Below are 16,293 nucleotides of genomic sequence, written 5' to 3' on the forward strand. Positions count from 1 at the left end.
TACGAATTTGATGTGATGTTCTGCGCGAACGACCCGTGTGGCTGGGTTCGTCGATTGCTCGATCTGAATAATAATTTCTTCTTCGATCCATAACGATTCCGTCGCGCGACCGTAATGCTGCCGACCTAGCCTCGCCGCCGTCCCCAAACAACGGCGAGGCTAAGATCACAATGACCACAACTGATCGTCGCGATTTTCTTCGCGTCTTGAGTGGCGCAACAATTGCTGCCGCTACACTACCGCAAAGCATCGGTCGCGCACTGGCGCTTCCCGCGAACCATCGCACCGGCACGATCCGGGACATCGATCACATCGTCATCCTCACGCAGGAGAATCGCGGGTTCGATCATTATTTCGGCAGTCTGCGCGGGGTGCGGGGATTTGGCGATCCGCGTCCGGCATTTCTGCCCTCCGGCAAGTCCGTGTGGCATCAGCCGAACGGCAATTCAGAAGTGCTGCCGTTCCATCCCACGGCGCCCAACCTCGGAGCGCAATTCATGGTTGGTACCGAGCACGGCTGGACGAAGGGCCATGCGGCATGGAATGGCGGAAAATACGATCAGTGGATCCCGAACAAGGGCAGCCAGACGATGGCGTATCTGACCCGCGCCGATATCCCGTTCCACTATGCCCTGGCCGACGCCTTCACCATCTGCGACGCCTACCATTGTTCGGTGATGGGTCCGACCGATCCGAACCGATATTATATGTGGACGGGCTGGGTCGGCAACGACGGTCAAGGCGGCGGACCGGTGATCAGCAACGCCGAGGTCGGGTATGACTGGCCGACCTTTCCGGAGCGCCTGGAAAAGGCTGGCGTGTCCTGGAAGATTTATCAGGATGTCGGAAACGGGTTGGATGCCAACGGGTATTGGGGCTGGACGAATAATCCCTACATCGGCAACTATGGCGATAATTCGTTGCTCTATTTCCATCAATATCAAAATGCCGCGCCAGGCACTCCGCTTTACGACAAGGCGAGGACAGGAACAAACGTCCTGCAGGGCGGAACTCTGTTCGACCGGCTCCGTGCGGATGTCGCCAGCAACTCCTTGCCGCAGGTTTCGTGGATCGCGGCTCCCGAGGCCTATTCGGAGCATGCGAATTGGCCAACCAATTACGGCGCCTGGTACATCAGCCAAGTGCTCGATGCGCTAACCTCCAATCCGGAGGTCTGGGGCAGGACCGCACTGTTCATCAATTACGACGAAAACGACGGCCTATTTGATCACATCATTCCGCCCTACCCGCCGCAATCCGCCGCGCAAGGCCAGTCCACGGTCGACGCGAGCAACGAGATATTTCAGGGCAGCGCGTCCTATCCCACCGCGAACTATCCCGTCGGTCCCTACGGCCTGGGCACCCGCGTGCCGATGCTCGTGGTGTCGCCCTGGAGCAAGGGCGGCTACGTCTGTTCGCAGGTGTTCGACCATACCTCGCTGATCCAGTTCATCGAGAGGCGCTTTGGTCCGCATCACCCCGGACTGATCGAGACTCAAATCTCCGCGTGGCGCCGTGCCATCTGCGGAGATCTGACATCCGCCTTCAATTTCGCCAGACCTGATGCCACGGTTGTGGCAATGCCGAGTACCTCCGGCGACGCGCCGCCGGCCGCCGACATCGCGTCGGGAAAAACCTACCCGAGCTACGTGCCGGCCATTCCGGTCAATCAAACGATGCCGACCCAAGAGGGTGGACTGCGCCCCGCGCGCCCGTTGCCGTATGAATTGCATGTGGATGGCGACGCCGATTTCCCGAAACGTTCGTTCAATATCGGCTTTCGCAATACCGGCGATGCCGGCGCGTGCTTCCACGTACGCTCCGGCAATACTTCCGCCGGACCATGGACCTATACGGTGGAGGCCGGCAAGTCGTTGTCCGATACCTGGAACGTCGCGGCGAACCCCAATGGCGAGTATGATCTTTCCGTTTACGGGCCGAACGGCTTTTTACGTGCGTTCAAGGGCGGCATCGGGATCGCCCGGGCCAATCTCGATGTTGACGGCCGCTACGGCGACGACGATTCCGAATTCGAACTGGCCGTCACCAATCGCGGGGCAGCGGCCTGCACGGTAAGCATCGTGAACTCCTACACCAATGAAACGATGAGCCATTGGCTGGATCGTGGTCAGTCGGTCAGGAAGAATTGGCCGCTGAAGGAGAGTCACGGCTGGTACGATCTGGTGATCCACGTCAACACCGACCAAGGCTTCGAGCAGCGTCTGGCCGGTCACATCGAGACCGGAAGAGACAGTGCCAGCGATCCGGGCATCGGAATCGTCTGAAGCGTTCCGGTTAACCGATCAAGCTGAGACTTCCCAGGCGGGACGGGTAAATGTCGCTGACCCCGGCGTTCGCACGTCCCGCCGCAATTCTATTGCGGTCGCTGCAGCTGGCTTGGCTGGCTTGAGGCTTCATGATTTACGGCACTTGCATAGACGTGGGTGCCGGTTCTGGCAGCGCGCGCCCGGTTATTGGAAAGCTGCTGGGGACAACCGGATTTCCTTCATCAGGTATCGCGGTTCACCAGCGAATATTCTTATCAAAATCGGCGCTCCCATCACCCGGTCATCGACGTGAAATATTCGACTGCCACAGTCCCGGCTGTAACAACAAATTGCGGAGAATATTGTCATGGCACTGAAGACGATTGCCCTCAGTCTGCTGGCCGGGGTCGCCTGTGGCGCGACCGCGCAGGCGGCCGATATCGATCACGTCCTGCTGATCAGCGTGGACGGCCTGCACGCGCTCGACGTGGCGCGCTACGTTGAAGGCCATCCGAATTCGGCTTTTGCCGAATTGTCCAGCCATGGCATCACTTACAGCAATGCCCGCACGCCCTCGCTCTCGGATTCGTTCCCGGGCCTGCTGGCCTTGGTCACCGGCGGCTCGCCGATTTCCCACGGTCTGTTCTACGATGTGAGCTATGACCGCAAACTCTTTGATCCGAGCAACGTTTCCTGCACGGGCGCGGCCGGCAACACCGTCGTATTCGATGAGAGCATTGATCATTACAACGGCAACATCTCCCAGAACACCATCGACCCGACCAAACTGCCGCGCGGGCGCAACGAGTTCGGCCACTGCGTTCCGGTGTATCCGCACAATGCGATCAGGACCAATACGATCTTCGAAGTGGTCAAGAGCAAGGGTGGCCGCACCGCCTGGGCGGACAAGCACCCGGCCTATGATCTGGTCAATGGCCCCTCGGGCAAGGGCGTGGACGATCTCTACACGCCGGAAATCACCAACGTGAACGGCTTCGATGCCACTGTCAGCGTCGACTGCACGGTTGCGAACGATCAACTGAAGGTGACGGCGATCATTAATGAAATCAACGGCCTCAAGCATGACGGCTCGCCGAACGGCGGCGCCCCCGCGGTGTTCGGCATGAACTTCCAGGCGGTGAGCGTCGGGCAGAAACTGGCCAAGGACAACAAAGACGGCAGTTGCGCGCAGAGCACCCACACCGGCCAGCCCGGCGGCTACGCCGACGGCGCCGGAACGCCAACCGCGGTGCTGGCCTATGGCCTGCAGAAGACCGACGAAGCCCTGGGCAGCATGATCCGGGCGCTCAAGCAGCGCGGCCTCTATAACTCCACGCTGGTCATCGTCAGCGCCAAGCACGGCCAGTCGCCGATCAACCCGGCCAAAGTCAACAAGCCGGGCCATTTCGCCGACCTCGTTGCGGCGCTGCCGGACGCCGGAACCAATCCGGGAGCACTGGCCATCGCCAGCGCCAACGCCTGCCCCACCGGTCCATGCGGTTTCGTCCAGGACGACGACGTCGCGCTTATCTGGCTGCAGGATCAAAGCAAAACCCAGGCAACGGTCGATTACCTGAACGCCAACGCCAAGGCACTGTTCATTGACGAGGTCCTGGGCAGCGACGAGCTGAAACTCAAGTTCAACGATCCGACGCTTGACAGCCGCACGCCCGATATCATCGTTCAGCCTGTCTACGGCACCGTCTACACCGGATCGAGCAAGAAGAACGCCGAGCACGGCGGAATGAGCTTCGGCGACACCAGTGTCGGGCTGATCGTTTCCAATCCGCGCTTCCCCGGCGTCGTATTGAAAACACCAGTGCTCACCTCGCAGGTCGCGCCGACGATCCTGCAGGCGCTCGACATCGAACCTGAGGCGTTGAAGTCGGTGCGCGTCGAACGCACCGCGGTGTTGCCCGGCCTGTGGGACAATCGCTGAACGACGGCAACGATACCAGCGACTGAATTGCGGAAGGGCCCTGCATTCGTGGGGCCCTTTTCGCTTTGCATGAGATGACGTCTTCGCGAATGATTTTGCAAAATCTTTTAGCGGTCTGCTAAAGCGGTCGGATCGTTTTGCTGTCGCAACAGGCCCCCCGGCATGGTCGCCGTCATCGTATTCTTTGGAATGCTCTGCGTGCTGAGCGCCGTGCTGGCGTGGATAGACATCCGTCACGGCATTATTCCGGACTGGCTCAATCTGACGATCGCCGCATTGGGATTGTCCAGGGCCGTGTTTGCCGGCGGCCCGCTGGCTGGTCTGGAGGCAGCCTTCCAGGGCGCGACGATCGGCGTCATCTTCTGGCTGCTGCGACGGCTTTATTTTCAGGTCCGGAAAATCCAGGGTCTTGGGCTGGGAGACGTCAAATTCCTTGCGGCGGCTGGAATCTGGGTTGGCGTCACCGGCCTGCCGCTACTGCTACTGGTTGCGGCGTCGAGCGCGCTGGCTTGCGCAGGCCTGCTGCAACTGGCCGGGCGGCAATTGACTCATCGGACCGCGCTTTCGTTCGGACCGTTCCTTGCCATCGGCCTACTGGTCGCGCTCGGTTTGCAATGGCCGTGAGATCCATTGGAAGCACTAGCGACCGGGTCTCTCGGGCCGCGGCGCCGGCGGCCTGGCGCCGCGAGACTCTCCCGCCGGCTGTCCGCTGCCAGGCTGCGGCAAGGCGAGAATGACAACCTCCTGATCCTTCGCCAGGGTCGCTTCACGGCCCTGAACCGATCTCAACTTCCAGCCCTGATAATCCTCGCCGACTTTCAGCCGCAATGCCACCTTGGTCGATTGATCGAGGAAGATCCCGAACCCCTCATCGTCGCCTGATACGGTTCCGACCAAAGCGAGTTGCGGACGCTCAGGCTCGCGCGGTTTCGGCGCGACCAGCAGTTTCGGCGGTGCGGAGGGTGCAACCGCAGGCACCGGCGGCCGCCGCGATGGTGAAAAGATCGGCCGGTCCCGCGTGCCCGACAGTACGCTGAGCGGAATCGCCCATAATGGATTTGCACTGAGCGTCCGTTCCAGCGCCGGCGCTAGCGCAGCCGGGGCAACGACGACCTGCGCCGCCGGCTTTTCCCAGATCGAGGGCGCCGCCGACGCAGGGGCGCGCGCATCCCCGGCCTCGAGTATATCCGCACCTGCGGAGGTCGTGGCGGCGGTAGCCGGCGCCGCGGCCATCAGCAGCGCAACGACGATTACAGATCTCAGGATCATTTCGCGCCCTGCCATTGTCCTGAAACCGCCAGCAGAACTCGCAGTTTTCCACTCCCGGAACCGGACCCATTGGCCGGGGCTTGCACCACGAGCTGATCGATGAACAGAAAGGGCATGCCGGCCTCGATATCGTAGAGCAGTTGCTGCAGTCCGGCCTGTTCGATTTCGCAGCTCGCCAGGATGCTGAGAAATCCCGCCTTCGACTGCGTGCCTTTCAGTTCGACCTGGGTCGACAGCACGTTGCCGCCGAATTTTGTCACCGCGCCCGCGACGCGCTGGATCAATGCTGCACCGGCGACGGTGACCGTCGCACCTTCCAGATTCGGCGAGCCCGCAGGTGCCGCGGCGTCGGCGGCCTGCCCCGGGGTGGCTGCAGACCTGCGGCCTTCGAGTTGCTCCAGCATCGACGCCGACGAAGCCAGCTCGGCCCGCTGGCCGAGCAGATCCGCAATAGAGAAGATCGCCGACAACAGCAGCGCCAGCACCACGGCGGCGTAGGCCGCCGCCGCTAGCGCCGGCGAACCCGAAAGGGCTTTCGTCAAGATGGCGATAGCCTTCATGTGCCCGATCCGAAATAGGGCGTCACATGCACCTCGATGTGGAAACGCTCGCCAGGATCACCTTGCGCACGCGTGGTCGGCGCAAAAAATGTCGCGCGGGAGAACTGCGGCGACTGTTCCATCAGCCGGATCAGGGACGGCGCATCCTGCGAAAGGCCAACCACCTGAACCTTGTCGCCCTCGATCCGCAATTCAGTGACATAGGTGCTGTCAGGAAGCACCCGCGAGATCGCTTCCAGTACCATCACGCTCGATGGCGTCGTCTGCTTTCGTTTCGCGAGCAGCCCCTGGGCCGATCCGGCCCCGGCATTTTGATTGAGCCGTAGCGCCGCACGGCGCTGGACGATCCGCTGCTGCAATTGCCGTTGCTCGGCATCGAGCGCGCCTCCCACATAGGTCGCCGCCGCGAGCGACGCCGCCGCGGCCAGACCGGCGCACAGTAATATAGCGCGCAAGATCTTCGGTACGTCGCGCCTTCGTCCGACCGGGCCCTGCAGACTGGTTTCATAGACCGCGAACTTGCCGGACGCGCCCCCACCGGACGGAGGCACGACCGATGCCGTCACGGATGCTGCGCCGAAGTCGCCCATCAGTCCGACCAGCGGCTGGATCCTGTTCCTGGACGTCGCCGCCAGCATCAGCTCGATGCGCTCGTTTGCGGTAACCGTTGGCGGACTCCAGCCGAACACGGCGTCGTTCGCGGCCCATGGCGTCAGGCGATCAATCTGCGCGCGGATCATGCCGTCAAGAAAGTCCAACGCCCGCTTTGGAAAATCCAGCGTCCGAAACAGGATATGGTCGGGCTTGAGAAGGATTTCGACGCGGCTGCCGCGAAGTGCCGCCTCCCAATCCGCCCCAAGCGGAGGACTGGGCAGCCGGCCATCTGACAGCTTGAAGGATGCGTCCGGCAAGGCCGGTCCCCTGGTCGGGGAGACCATCGTCGCCGTGAAGACATTCTCATCGCCCTCGATCAGCGAAACCAGCCGTCGCCGCACGAACCGGTCGACCAGCGCGTCGACCGCAGCGGCGACCGCTGCAATCCAGCCGGAAAAAAGCTCTCCGATCTCAGCGAGCATCGCCACCTCCCGCCAGCTCTCGGGGCGAGCTAGCCGCAACCGTCACATTGTCCTGCCACGACAACACGCGGTAGGGGTCCTCTTCGCCCCCAAGCGCAATGGTGACCTCCGACGCGGTCTGGCGGCCATTGCCAAACCTGACGACCGTCAGGACCCGAAAGGCCCCGCTTCTTTCGATCGTCGCGTGGGCCTGCGCCGGACCGAGCGCGGTCGCGACCACCGCCGCCTCTCTCGGCAGAGTCGACCGCTCCCGAACGAACTGCTTCAAACCGGCCGGCGTCATGCCGGGCAATGCGGCGAGCACCTCGGGCGGCGCGATCAGGGCATCGATCTTCTGCAGCCCGCTGAACACCGTCACCAACGGCAACGCACGATCGACCAGCGCAGGCGGCAACCCGACGACGAGAGCGAGTTCGTTGACATGTGCAAAGGGTGCCTGCCGGGGCGGGTAAGTAAGGCCCGCGGCGCGATAGAGCGACGATTCATCTTCGGCGGATTCCGGTTTCGGTGGCGTTCGCCAGCCGACAATGCGATCGGCATATTGCGCCGCCGCCTCCGGATCTGCGCCGAGATCGGACAAAAGGCCGGCCAACAGCTCCCTCGGCGCAAGATTGAGATCGATCCGGGCTGCCTCCGACAAAAAGGAAACGTCGATGGCCGCGTCGCCCAACCGAAATTGAAACGATCCCTGCGCGGGGCGGGCTTTCTCCTCCGCCAACAACAGCTGGTAGGCGGTCAGTTCGAGGCTCGCCGATACCAACGCTTCCGCCTGCAGGGCGGTATCGTCGACAGCCAGAGCTTGCGCGGAGTTGGAAACATAGATCGAAAAGATGGTCGCCAGCGCTGCGAGCGCTGCGAGGATCCAGAGCACGGCCACGATAATGAAGCCCTGTTCTGCGGTCTCGGCCACTGCGGTTTCAGCCACTATGGTTTCAGCCTTGGGCGATTGCTGTATCATGGTCAGCCGCCCTGCCCGGCTGTGGCCTTGGCGGCAGTTGAATTGTCCTTTGATACCCCGCCGGAACTTTCCCTGGAATTGCGCGCTGCGCCGTCGGAATTCCCGGGGCATGTCTTTCCCGGCTGCGCGCATTGTCCCACCACCTGCGCATCGACGTGAATTGAGGCCACCGTCGACACCGAGAGAACCTGTTCGGTCGCCGCATCGCGAACCGTCAACTGGATTGCAGCCGGCAGACGGTCGGCATCATGCCAGTTGCTTTTCCATATCCGGTCCCGGCCCGCATAGGCAAACGACAGTCGGTACGGCGCACGCAGCAGCACAACCGGATCCCCGGTCTGAATTTGTTCGGACAGCGACGCCCCCGGCGCCAGCGGCCCGAACGGCGCACGGGTGCGCACGGTCACCAGTTCCTGGCGCTCGGTGGTCTCGCCGATCCGCACGACATCGAGGCCGGTCCTCGCATTCGGGCCGAAAGCCGTTCGCACGAAGGTCACCGACAGCTCCGAACCATCGAACAGCGGCTGGCGCTGCTCGCGATTGGCCGGAATGCTCTCTGCCGCGGCGATGTCGGCGCTGAGCCGCTGCAAGGCAAGACTGACCGACTCGTTGCGCTGGATGCGCTCGACGCCCCGATTCCAGTTCGGCAGCCATTGCGAAGTGATGTTGGCAAGCGTCGACAACACCAGACCTGTCAACGCCAGTGCCACCAGCGTCTCGATCAGCGTAAAGCCGGCCTGGTCCGCCCGCGTTGTTGGATGCTCGATTGTCATTGGCGGGGTCTGCGCATCAGGCGGACGGTTTGCAGGTCGAACGCGGCGCCCGAGGGCGATTGCACATGAATTTTGACGAGCTGCGGGGTCCAGGCAATGTTAGCGTCCTGAACCACCCAGTCTTTCCCCAACGGCGCGATGTCGAGGTGCCACCGATAGCCGTTGAGATCGCCCGACGAGGCGCCGGGGGCAAGTTCGGCACGCGGCGGAATAGCTGTCGTCATCGCACTGCGGGTGACCTGGATCAGCGCGACATGCTGCTCCAGCGACTTCACGCCGCGCACGTTCGTCGCCATCACGGATCCGATCGCAACGATCGAGACGGCAACAATCGCAAGCGCGATCAATACCTCGATGATCGTGAAGCCGGCGTCGGGGCCGTCAATTCGTGGCGGTGTCGCGCGAGACAATTTCGATCCTTCCGGTCAGCCAGTTGGCGCGAATTTCGTAGCCGGCATCGAGCCTCGTCAACGCGATCGTCCCGCCGCACGACATGCCATCCGCAAAAAAGCTGATGGTCGACAGCGCCGCATGCCGGCGACAGGTTTGCGGCAATAGCGCATCAAAGCCAACGTCGTCGGGAATGCTGACCGTCTCCGACGTCGCCCCCGAGCGGATCGAGCGGGTCGCGGCGTCGACGAGCGTGGCAACTTCCGACCCTCGCCGGATCGCCGCGTTGCGGTCCGCCTTCAGCAGCGTCGCCGTCTGAAGGGCATAGGCCTGCAGCCGCGAGCGGGAAGTCTGGCGGGGAATCAGCGGCAACAGCACGGACGCGAGCATGGCGATGATCCCGAGGACACACACCATCTCGAGCAGAGTGAAGCCGCGTTCCGCCCCGTCACTCATTCTTTGCACTTGCGATGTTTTCGGTCGAAATATCGGCCGCCGCACCGCTGCCACCCTCCTGACCATCGGCACCGTAGGACATGATGTCGTAAGGCCCGCGTTCCCCCGGCGAGCGATACAAATAGGGATTGCTCCAGGGATCGTTGGGGACGTTGCCGCCCTTGAGATACGGTCCGTTCCAGCCGGCAACACCCGGTGTCCGCTGCACCAGGGCCGTCAGGCCTTCCGCCGTCGACGGAAAGCGGCCGGCATCGAGATAGAACAGATCGAGCGCGCTGCCGAAGCTCTGCAGCTGGATCTTCGCTGCCTTGACCTTCGATTCGCTGAGATAATTGAGAACGCGCGGACCGATCAGACCCATGATCAGGCCGATGATGGCGATCACCACCAGCATCTCGACCAGGGTGAAGCCCTGCTGGCCGCAATCCTGCCGATCGCGGCCATGCGCGCCTCGGGCAGAGAACCAGCCCGGCTTTGTTTCCGACGTCATAATAAACCTACCCTCGATCTAGCCGACAAGTTGAGTGACCGATAACAGCGCGGTCATGACCGATACGATCAGCCCTCCCACGACCGCACTGATAGTGATGATGGCCAGCGGCCCGATGATGCCGACGATACGGTCCAGGCTGCGCTGCAATTTCGCTTCGTAGAATTCGGCGACACGGCCGGCGAGCGCCGGCAGCTGCCCGGTTTCCTCGCCGAGCCGCAGCATGCGAACCGCCATCGGCGGAAGGCTATTGGACGCGGACAGGGCGTCCGACAGCTTGCCGCCGTGGCGCACGCGATCCGCGGCCGCCGTCCAGGTCGCCACGCTTCCGGTGACCGCCATGATGTCGACCAGAATGCGCAGCGTGGCCGTGAGGTTGACACCGCTGCCGAGCAGGACCCCGAGATTGCGGCAAAACAGCGTGGTCCGGTAGAATTGAAAGATGCCGGCGATCCCCGGGACTTGAGAGATTGCGGTCACGACTGCCGCGCCGGCGCCGGGCCGCCGCAACAGCCACCAGATGCCGGCGATCGACAAGGCGGAACCCAGCGCAACGGCGGTCCCGTTCGCCCGAAGAAAGTCGGACAGCTTGATGAACATGCTCAGCGCGGAGTCGGACTTGGCACCGAAGTCCTGAAGCACCGAGGAAAATTGCGGCAGCACGAACAGAATGAAGAAAAGCATGACGCAGGCCGCAGCGATCAGAACGAAGGCCGGGTACTGCATCGCATCGGTGAGCTTGCGGCGCATCAGTTCGGCTCTCGCTCGCTCCGCTCCCAACATTTCCAGCACCTGGTCGAGCGTTCCCGACACTTCGCCGACCCGGACCAGCGCGACATACATCGCGGGAAACAGGGCCGGATGGTCGGCGATCGCTCCGGCCAGACTTTCTCCGCTCAGCAGAGCGGCCCGCAGCTTGCCAACCACCGGACGAAGCCTTCCAACATCGGTATCCCCCGCGAGCAATTCGAGGGCGTCGTCCAGACGGGCGCCCGCCTTCAGGAGCAAAGCAAGGTCCCTGGTGAAAGTCGTCACCTCCGCCGGGCTTGGCCGGTTGAACAAGCCGAAATCACCGCGCGAGGCGACGACCTTTCGCGTCTCCTCGATGGTTTCAATCGGCAGCAACTGAAGGTATTCAATACGGTGCGCAACCTCCGCCGCGGTCGGAGCCGAGAGCGTGCCGTGCACGATCTCTCCATTCTGCGTCAGCGCCCGATATCGGAAATTGGCCACGCTCTCACCGTATCGTTGTGACGCGGAGGATCTCCGCTGGCGAGGTCAGGCCGGCGCGGCACTTGGCGAGACCGTCGTCCAGCATAGTCGTCATGCCGCCGCGGATTGCGGTCTCGTCGATTTTCAGCCCGTCGGTCTTCTCCCCGATGAGTTCGCGGAGCTCGCTCGTCAGCTCCAGAATTTCAAAGACGCCAAGCCGGCCACGATAGCCTGTACCGCCGCAACGTTCGCACCCGCACGGCACTCGCAACGTTTCATCAGCCCGGAAGCCGAGCGCACCAAGCCGGGGGTCTTCGGCTAGGTCGGCTTCGGTCAGCGTCTTTGGCGATTTGCAGCGGTCGCACAGCTGGCGGACAAGCCGTTGCGCCACCACCGCACGCAAGGTCGACCGCAGCAGATAGCCTTCGATGCCGAGATCGAGCAGACGCGGCACCGCGGCTGCCGCCGTTTCGGTGTGCAGCGTCGTCAGCACGAGGTGTCCGGTGAGGGCCGCGTGAACGGCGACATGCGCGGTTTCGGAGTCGCGCACCTCGCCTACCATGATGACGTCGGGGTCCTGACGAACGAACGAGCGCAGAGCCGCGGCAAAGGTCAGCCCGATCGCGGGCTTGATCTGCGACTGGTTGACGCCGGGTATTTCATACTCGACTGGATCCTCGATCGTCAGGATCTTGCGGGACGGCTCGTTCAGGATCGACAACACTGTCGCCAGCGTCGTGGTCTTGCCGCTTCCGGTCGGTCCGGTAATGACGATCATGCCATGGGGCAGCCGAAGCAACCGCCTGAGCTTGGTATCGTCGGCCGAGGAAAATCCCAGCTTCTCGACAACGAGCAGCCCGCGATCCTTCGGCAGGATGCGTATGACCGCGGATTCACCGTGCTGCGTCGGCATGATCGCGACACGAATGTCGATATCCGAGCGCCCCGCCCGCAACCGCGCAGAGCCATCCTGCGGCAGGCGACGCTCGGCGATGTTGAGGCTGGCGACAATCTTGATGCGCGAGATGACGGCCTGCGGCAACACGCCGGCCGGCGCCGCGACCGGCCGCAGCAGGCCGTCGATGCGCATACGGACCACAAGCCCGGTGTGCAAGGGCTCGATATGAATGTCGCTGGCGCGCAGTTCGACCGCCTTTTCGAGAAGATCATTGACGGCGCGAACCACGGGTGCGCCGCTGGCGAGGTCGCGCAGACTCTCGATATCGTCTTCGCGCGGCTGAAACATCTCGCCGCCATCCTGAACCTCGATGTCCTCGCCCAGACGCTGATTGAGTGCTACGGTGATATCTTCGAACGACGCTACCTTGATCGCGACGTCCGCCCCGAGCACGATTTCCGCGGCCCGCCGCGCCGCAATATCGGCCGGATCTGCCACCGCCAGCACGGCGCCGGCGTCGGCCGATCGATGGGGAAATACCGTCGTCTCGCGCAGGAAGCGCTGCGAGAAGCGTTCGACCTCGGGGGTAGCCGACAGCATGTCCTGGAGCGTCACCCGCTCGAGATCGTAAAACCCGGCCGCTTCCTCCGCGAACTCGCTGGCCGACAGGCTGGTGTGCTCCCAAAGCTTGCCGCGAACCTGACCTTGCGAGCGGTCGCCGCCCTGCTCGGCGAGTTCGCCGTTACCGGTCGTCTTCGTCAAATGATTGTTCTGACGAAGATGCTCCACAAACCGCCAGGACTCGTCGCCGGTCATCTGTCTTCCCGTCTCGCCGCTTCAGGATAAGCGGATCGCGCGGCTTCAGCGCGATGTCGACCGCCAGCGGTTGGTTATTGATCCGAAATATGACACCTGTACGAAACTGCTGCTTCAGAGCGGTCGTCCGACGGCGCTCTCGGCGAACAGCTCGCGGCTAATTATTCCTGTCATATTTCCCCGATAGTCATGCCGTCACGGTGGGATCGACTATCCGATCCACAGCGGGAACGCAGAGCTAGAACGGCGGAAACATGGTGAGCGTCGGCAACCCAAGCCGGCACCCGGCGCTCGGTCGCGGCGTATGGGCTGTCATCGCGATATTATCCGCTGGCCTGCTCGTATCCTGCAACTCCGCGACGGTCGGAACCAGTGAAAGCAACGATATCGATGTGCTCGACAAGGTACGTTCGCTCGATATCCTTCCTCGCACCCCCCAGCAAGTGAGTACCACCCAACCGAACGGCAGTCAGCGAAACCGGCCGGCGGTCTACGACGGCACCGAGGTAACTGAGATTGCGGAGGCCCGCCCGCAATCGACCACATCAGGAAGTGGCTTCGACCTCAATTTCGAGACCACGCCGGTCGCGACGGTGGCCAAGGTCGTGCTCGGTGACATCCTGGGCACCGGCTACACCATCGATCCGCGCGTGCAAGGCACGGTTAGCCTGGTCTCTGTGAGGCCGGTTCCAAAATCGGATATCGTGTTCGTCCTTGAAAACGCCCTGCGGCTGAGCGGCGTGGTGTTGCTGCGCGACACCGCCGGCTATCGGCTCACCCCCATCGGAGATGCAGTCGGCGCCGGCCGCGTCGATGCAGCCGCCGCGAGCCCCGAGCCCGGTTACGGCGTTTCCGTGGTACCCCTGCAATATGTTTCAGCACAAACGGTGTTGAAGCTGATGGACAGCTTCGCGACGAAGCCTGGCATGGTTCGCGCCGATTCGACGCGAAATATCCTGCTGATTCAGGGCAGCGGCGCCGAACGCCGCACCGCTGTCGACACCGCACTCAGCTTCGACGTTGACTGGATGCGCGGTCAATCCGTCGGGATCTATCCGATTGCCAACAGCGGTCCTGAACCGATCATTGCCGAACTCGAAAAGATCATGGATACCGGCGATAGCGGTCTCAGCCAGAATGTCATCAAGCTTCAACCGGTCAGCCGCCTCAATGCCATTTTGGTCGTCAGCAGAAAGCCGGCGTTGCTGCGCACCGCTGCAACCTGGATCAAGCGCCTCGACAATGCCGATACCGGCAGAAACAGCGTACACGTCTACCGCGTGAAATACGGCGAAGCCCGGCAGATTGCGCGGGTGTTGACCGAAATGTTCATCGGCGGATCGTCGTCGGCTTCGGTGGACACAGCGAGCAACCAGATCGCGCCAGGATCCGGCCTTTCGTCGACATCCAACGCCGCCGATCGCTTGTCCCTGAATAGCAACAGCGGCTCGTCGTCACCAGGTACGTTTGGCTCCCGCACGCAGCCCGGAACCAATTCGAGCAGCACATCGGGCTTCGGCACGGCGCCGGCGACACCTGCGACCGCGTCAGGCAGCGGTCTGTCCGACCCCACCAGCGCCGGCGGTGGCAAGCCGGTCCTGCAAGGCGTGAGGATCACGGCCGATACTGTCAACAACACCCTGCTCATCTATGCCGATCAGGAAAATTACCGGATTATCACGTCGACGTTGCAGCAGGTCGACCAACCGCAGCTGCAGGTCGCGATTGATGCGACGATCGCAGAGGTCACCCTCAACGACGACCTGAGCTATGGCGTTCAGTTCTACCTGACGAGCCACAATCTCGGCCTGAGGCCGGACCAGGGCTCGGCCCTCAACACTCAGTCGACGGCTGCGCCCGCAGCAGCCGCTGCCGGAACGATCGCCAACGCCTTCATCAATCGTGCCTTTCCCGGGTTCAATTTCCTGATCGGATCGGAGGCCCAGCCGAGCGCAATTCTGGACGCTCTGCATACCGTCACCGGTGTTAAGGTCTTGTCCAACCCGTCCCTCGTTGTGGTCAACAATCAGGTAGCCACCCTTCAGGTCGGCGACGTCGTGCCGGTTTCCACCGGCAGCGCCACCGTGCTGACGACGAACAACACGGTGGTCAATACCATCGACTATCGTAACACAGGCATCATCCTTCGGGTTTCTCCGCGCATCAATGTCAATGGCAACGTCAGGCTCGATGTCGAACAGGAAATCAGCAACGTTTCGACGGCAACCGCGACGAGTTTGACGCCGACAGTCTCCGAACGAAAGGTCAAGAGTTCGATTTCCGTGGCGACCGGCCAGACCGTCCTGTTGGCCGGATTGATCAGTGAACAACAAGACAGCGACCGAAACGGAATTCCCCTGCTCGATCAAATTCCAGGCCTGGGCGACGCCTTTTCCCATCAGGACAAAAAGAAAAAACGGACCGAATTGATCATCTTTATCCGGCCCCAGATCATCCGCGACAGCGCCGATGCTCATTTCGTAGCCGAAGAACTCCGGTCGAAACTACGCGGCAATATCGGGGTTGCCGATGGGGTGCGAGCCCCGGTTTTGCATTGATCCGGGGCAACGCATGCGGGGCAGTCGATGCACAACTCGTCCGGCGCGACCGCGATGGCCGCGAGACGAGCGATGGAGTTTGAGTCTGGTGAGGCGGCTCCGACCGACAATTCTCCTTTTCATCTGCCTGCTTGCAGCGGGCATGCTGCGACCTGCTCACGCCGACGCCCTGGGCCGCGCCACAGCAGCATTTTCCAGAGGCGATTACATCAATTCGGCCAATGCACTGGCGCCCCTGGCGCTGCGCGGCAACGCGCGGGCACAGGCGCGGCTCGGATTCTTGTATGAAAATGGCTTCGGAGTGCCGCAATCCTACGATGCCGCAGCCGATCTTTACCTGCGGGCGGCCGCGCAAGGCGATGCATTCGGCCAAAGCAGACTTGGTCTGATTTACGACAAGGGCCACGGCGTGCCTCAAGACTTCGTGCTTTCCTACAAATGGCTCGATCTCGCAGCGGCCCGCGCGACCAGGCGTGAACGCGACTACTACATCAGGCTTCGCAACGCCGTGGCCTCGAAAATGTCGCCCGGCCAGATCGCTGACGGCCAGCGGCTTGCCTTGATCTGGGCACCGGGGCGCTGGTAACGGCGGCGCGCTACCACCCGCGCACAAGATCACCTCGAAAGGCCG

Annotated in this window: 15 protein-coding genes; 5 read left to right on the forward strand and 10 right to left on the reverse strand. The window is 62.5% G+C overall.

Annotation, left to right across the window (positions count from 1 at the left end; genetic code table 11):
- Positions 1–170: 170 nt before the first annotated feature.
- The 3 genes from FFI89_RS31270 (at position 171) to FFI89_RS31280 (ending at position 4,830) form a co-directional block, all read left to right on the forward strand.
- Complete coding sequence (locus FFI89_RS31270) at positions 171–2,285, forward strand: phosphocholine-specific phospholipase C (RefSeq protein ID WP_138831328.1); 2,115 nt, start codon at positions 171–173, stop codon at positions 2,283–2,285.
- 349 nt (positions 2,286–2,634) lie between these two features.
- Positions 2,635–4,206, forward strand: a complete 1,572-nt coding sequence (locus FFI89_RS31275) for an alkaline phosphatase family protein (protein ID WP_138831329.1) — start codon at positions 2,635–2,637, stop codon at positions 4,204–4,206.
- 162 nt (positions 4,207–4,368) lie between these two features.
- Positions 4,369–4,830 (forward strand): A24 family peptidase, encoded by a 462-nt coding sequence (locus FFI89_RS31280; RefSeq protein WP_138831330.1) that lies wholly within the window; start codon positions 4,369–4,371, stop codon positions 4,828–4,830.
- A gap of 15 nt (positions 4,831–4,845) precedes the next feature.
- Here FFI89_RS31280 and FFI89_RS31285 read toward each other — a convergent pair whose 3' ends face one another.
- Genes FFI89_RS31285 through FFI89_RS31330 form a run of 10 tightly spaced genes read right to left on the reverse strand, consistent with a single transcriptional unit; the run spans position 4,846 to position 13,104 of the window.
- Positions 4,846–5,475: a hypothetical protein gene (locus FFI89_RS31285; RefSeq protein ID WP_138831331.1), complete on the reverse strand. Its 630-nt coding sequence runs from the start codon at positions 5,473–5,475 to the stop codon at positions 4,846–4,848.
- A complete protein-coding gene (gene gspM, locus FFI89_RS31290) occupies positions 5,472–6,035 on the reverse strand; it encodes a type II secretion system protein GspM (protein ID WP_138831332.1) in 564 nt (187 codons plus the stop codon). Before gspM ends, FFI89_RS31285 begins: the two co-directional genes overlap by 4 nt.
- Positions 6,032–7,111, reverse strand: a complete 1,080-nt coding sequence (locus FFI89_RS31295; RefSeq protein ID WP_138831333.1) for a PilN domain-containing protein — start codon at positions 7,109–7,111, stop codon at positions 6,032–6,034. The genes gspM and FFI89_RS31295 overlap by 4 nt, the downstream gene beginning before the upstream one ends.
- Positions 7,101–8,036, reverse strand: a complete 936-nt coding sequence (locus FFI89_RS31300) for a general secretion pathway protein GspK (RefSeq protein ID WP_246669305.1) — start codon at positions 8,034–8,036, stop codon at positions 7,101–7,103. The genes FFI89_RS31295 and FFI89_RS31300 overlap by 11 nt, the downstream gene beginning before the upstream one ends.
- Positions 8,037–8,071: 35 nt before the next feature.
- Positions 8,072–8,842, reverse strand: a complete 771-nt coding sequence (locus tag FFI89_RS31305) for a type II secretion system protein J (protein WP_138831335.1) — start codon at positions 8,840–8,842, stop codon at positions 8,072–8,074.
- Positions 8,839–9,252 (reverse strand): type II secretion system protein J, encoded by a 414-nt coding sequence (locus FFI89_RS31310; protein ID WP_138831336.1) that lies wholly within the window; start codon positions 9,250–9,252, stop codon positions 8,839–8,841. The genes FFI89_RS31305 and FFI89_RS31310 overlap by 4 nt, the downstream gene beginning before the upstream one ends.
- Entirely contained in the window at positions 9,224–9,688 is a 465-nt protein-coding gene (locus tag FFI89_RS31315) for a prepilin-type N-terminal cleavage/methylation domain-containing protein (protein ID WP_138831337.1), read from the reverse strand. Before FFI89_RS31315 ends, FFI89_RS31310 begins: the two co-directional genes overlap by 29 nt.
- On the reverse strand, positions 9,681–10,178 hold the full coding sequence (gene gspG, locus FFI89_RS31320) for a type II secretion system major pseudopilin GspG (protein ID WP_138831338.1): 498 nt from the start codon (positions 10,176–10,178) through the stop codon (positions 9,681–9,683). Before gspG ends, FFI89_RS31315 begins: the two co-directional genes overlap by 8 nt.
- Positions 10,179–10,196: 18 nt before the next feature.
- Entirely contained in the window at positions 10,197–11,411 is a 1,215-nt protein-coding gene (locus FFI89_RS31325) for a type II secretion system F family protein (protein ID WP_138831339.1), read from the reverse strand.
- 4 nt (positions 11,412–11,415) lie between these two features.
- Positions 11,416–13,104, reverse strand: a complete 1,689-nt coding sequence (locus FFI89_RS31330) for a GspE/PulE family protein (RefSeq protein WP_138831340.1) — start codon at positions 13,102–13,104, stop codon at positions 11,416–11,418.
- A 254-nt stretch (positions 13,105–13,358) separates the two neighbouring features.
- Between FFI89_RS31330 and gspD the strand changes: the two genes are divergently transcribed.
- Positions 13,359–15,662, forward strand: a complete 2,304-nt coding sequence (gene gspD / locus FFI89_RS31335; protein WP_138831341.1) for a type II secretion system secretin GspD — start codon at positions 13,359–13,361, stop codon at positions 15,660–15,662.
- A gap of 142 nt (positions 15,663–15,804) precedes the next feature.
- Complete coding sequence (locus FFI89_RS31340) at positions 15,805–16,248, forward strand: tetratricopeptide repeat protein (RefSeq protein WP_138831342.1); 444 nt, start codon at positions 15,805–15,807, stop codon at positions 16,246–16,248.
- The last annotated feature ends 45 nt before the right edge of the window (positions 16,249–16,293 follow it).

This window comes from Bradyrhizobium sp. KBS0727 (genome assembly GCF_005937885.2).
Classification (GTDB): domain Bacteria; phylum Pseudomonadota; class Alphaproteobacteria; order Rhizobiales; family Xanthobacteraceae; genus Bradyrhizobium.

Excerpts from the sequence above, each read along its gene's own strand:
- gspG (WP_138831338.1), bottom strand. The coding sequence starts at position 10,178 with ATGACGTCGGAAACAAAGCCGGGCTGGTTCTCTGCCCGAGGCGCGCAT.
- FFI89_RS31280 (WP_138831330.1), top strand. The coding sequence starts at position 4,369 with ATGGTCGCCGTCATCGTATTCTTTGGAATGCTCTGCGTGCTGAGCGCC.
- FFI89_RS31275 (WP_138831329.1), top strand. The coding sequence starts at position 2,635 with ATGGCACTGAAGACGATTGCCCTCAGTCTGCTGGCCGGGGTCGCCTGT.
- gspD (WP_138831341.1), top strand. The coding sequence starts at position 13,359 with ATGGTGAGCGTCGGCAACCCAAGCCGGCACCCGGCGCTCGGTCGCGGC.
- FFI89_RS31305 (WP_138831335.1), bottom strand. The coding sequence starts at position 8,842 with ATGACAATCGAGCATCCAACAACGCGGGCGGACCAGGCCGGCTTTACG.
- FFI89_RS31340 (WP_138831342.1), top strand. The coding sequence starts at position 15,805 with ATGCTGCGACCTGCTCACGCCGACGCCCTGGGCCGCGCCACAGCAGCA.
- FFI89_RS31315 (WP_138831337.1), bottom strand. The coding sequence starts at position 9,688 with ATGAGTGACGGGGCGGAACGCGGCTTCACTCTGCTCGAGATGGTGTGT.
- gspM (WP_138831332.1), bottom strand. The coding sequence starts at position 6,035 with ATGAAGGCTATCGCCATCTTGACGAAAGCCCTTTCGGGTTCGCCGGCG.
- FFI89_RS31285 (WP_138831331.1), bottom strand. The coding sequence starts at position 5,475 with ATGATCCTGAGATCTGTAATCGTCGTTGCGCTGCTGATGGCCGCGGCG.
- FFI89_RS31330 (WP_138831340.1), bottom strand. The coding sequence starts at position 13,104 with ATGACCGGCGACGAGTCCTGGCGGTTTGTGGAGCATCTTCGTCAGAAC.
- FFI89_RS31295 (WP_138831333.1), bottom strand. The coding sequence starts at position 7,111 with ATGCTCGCTGAGATCGGAGAGCTTTTTTCCGGCTGGATTGCAGCGGTC.
- FFI89_RS31270 (WP_138831328.1), top strand. The coding sequence starts at position 171 with ATGACCACAACTGATCGTCGCGATTTTCTTCGCGTCTTGAGTGGCGCA.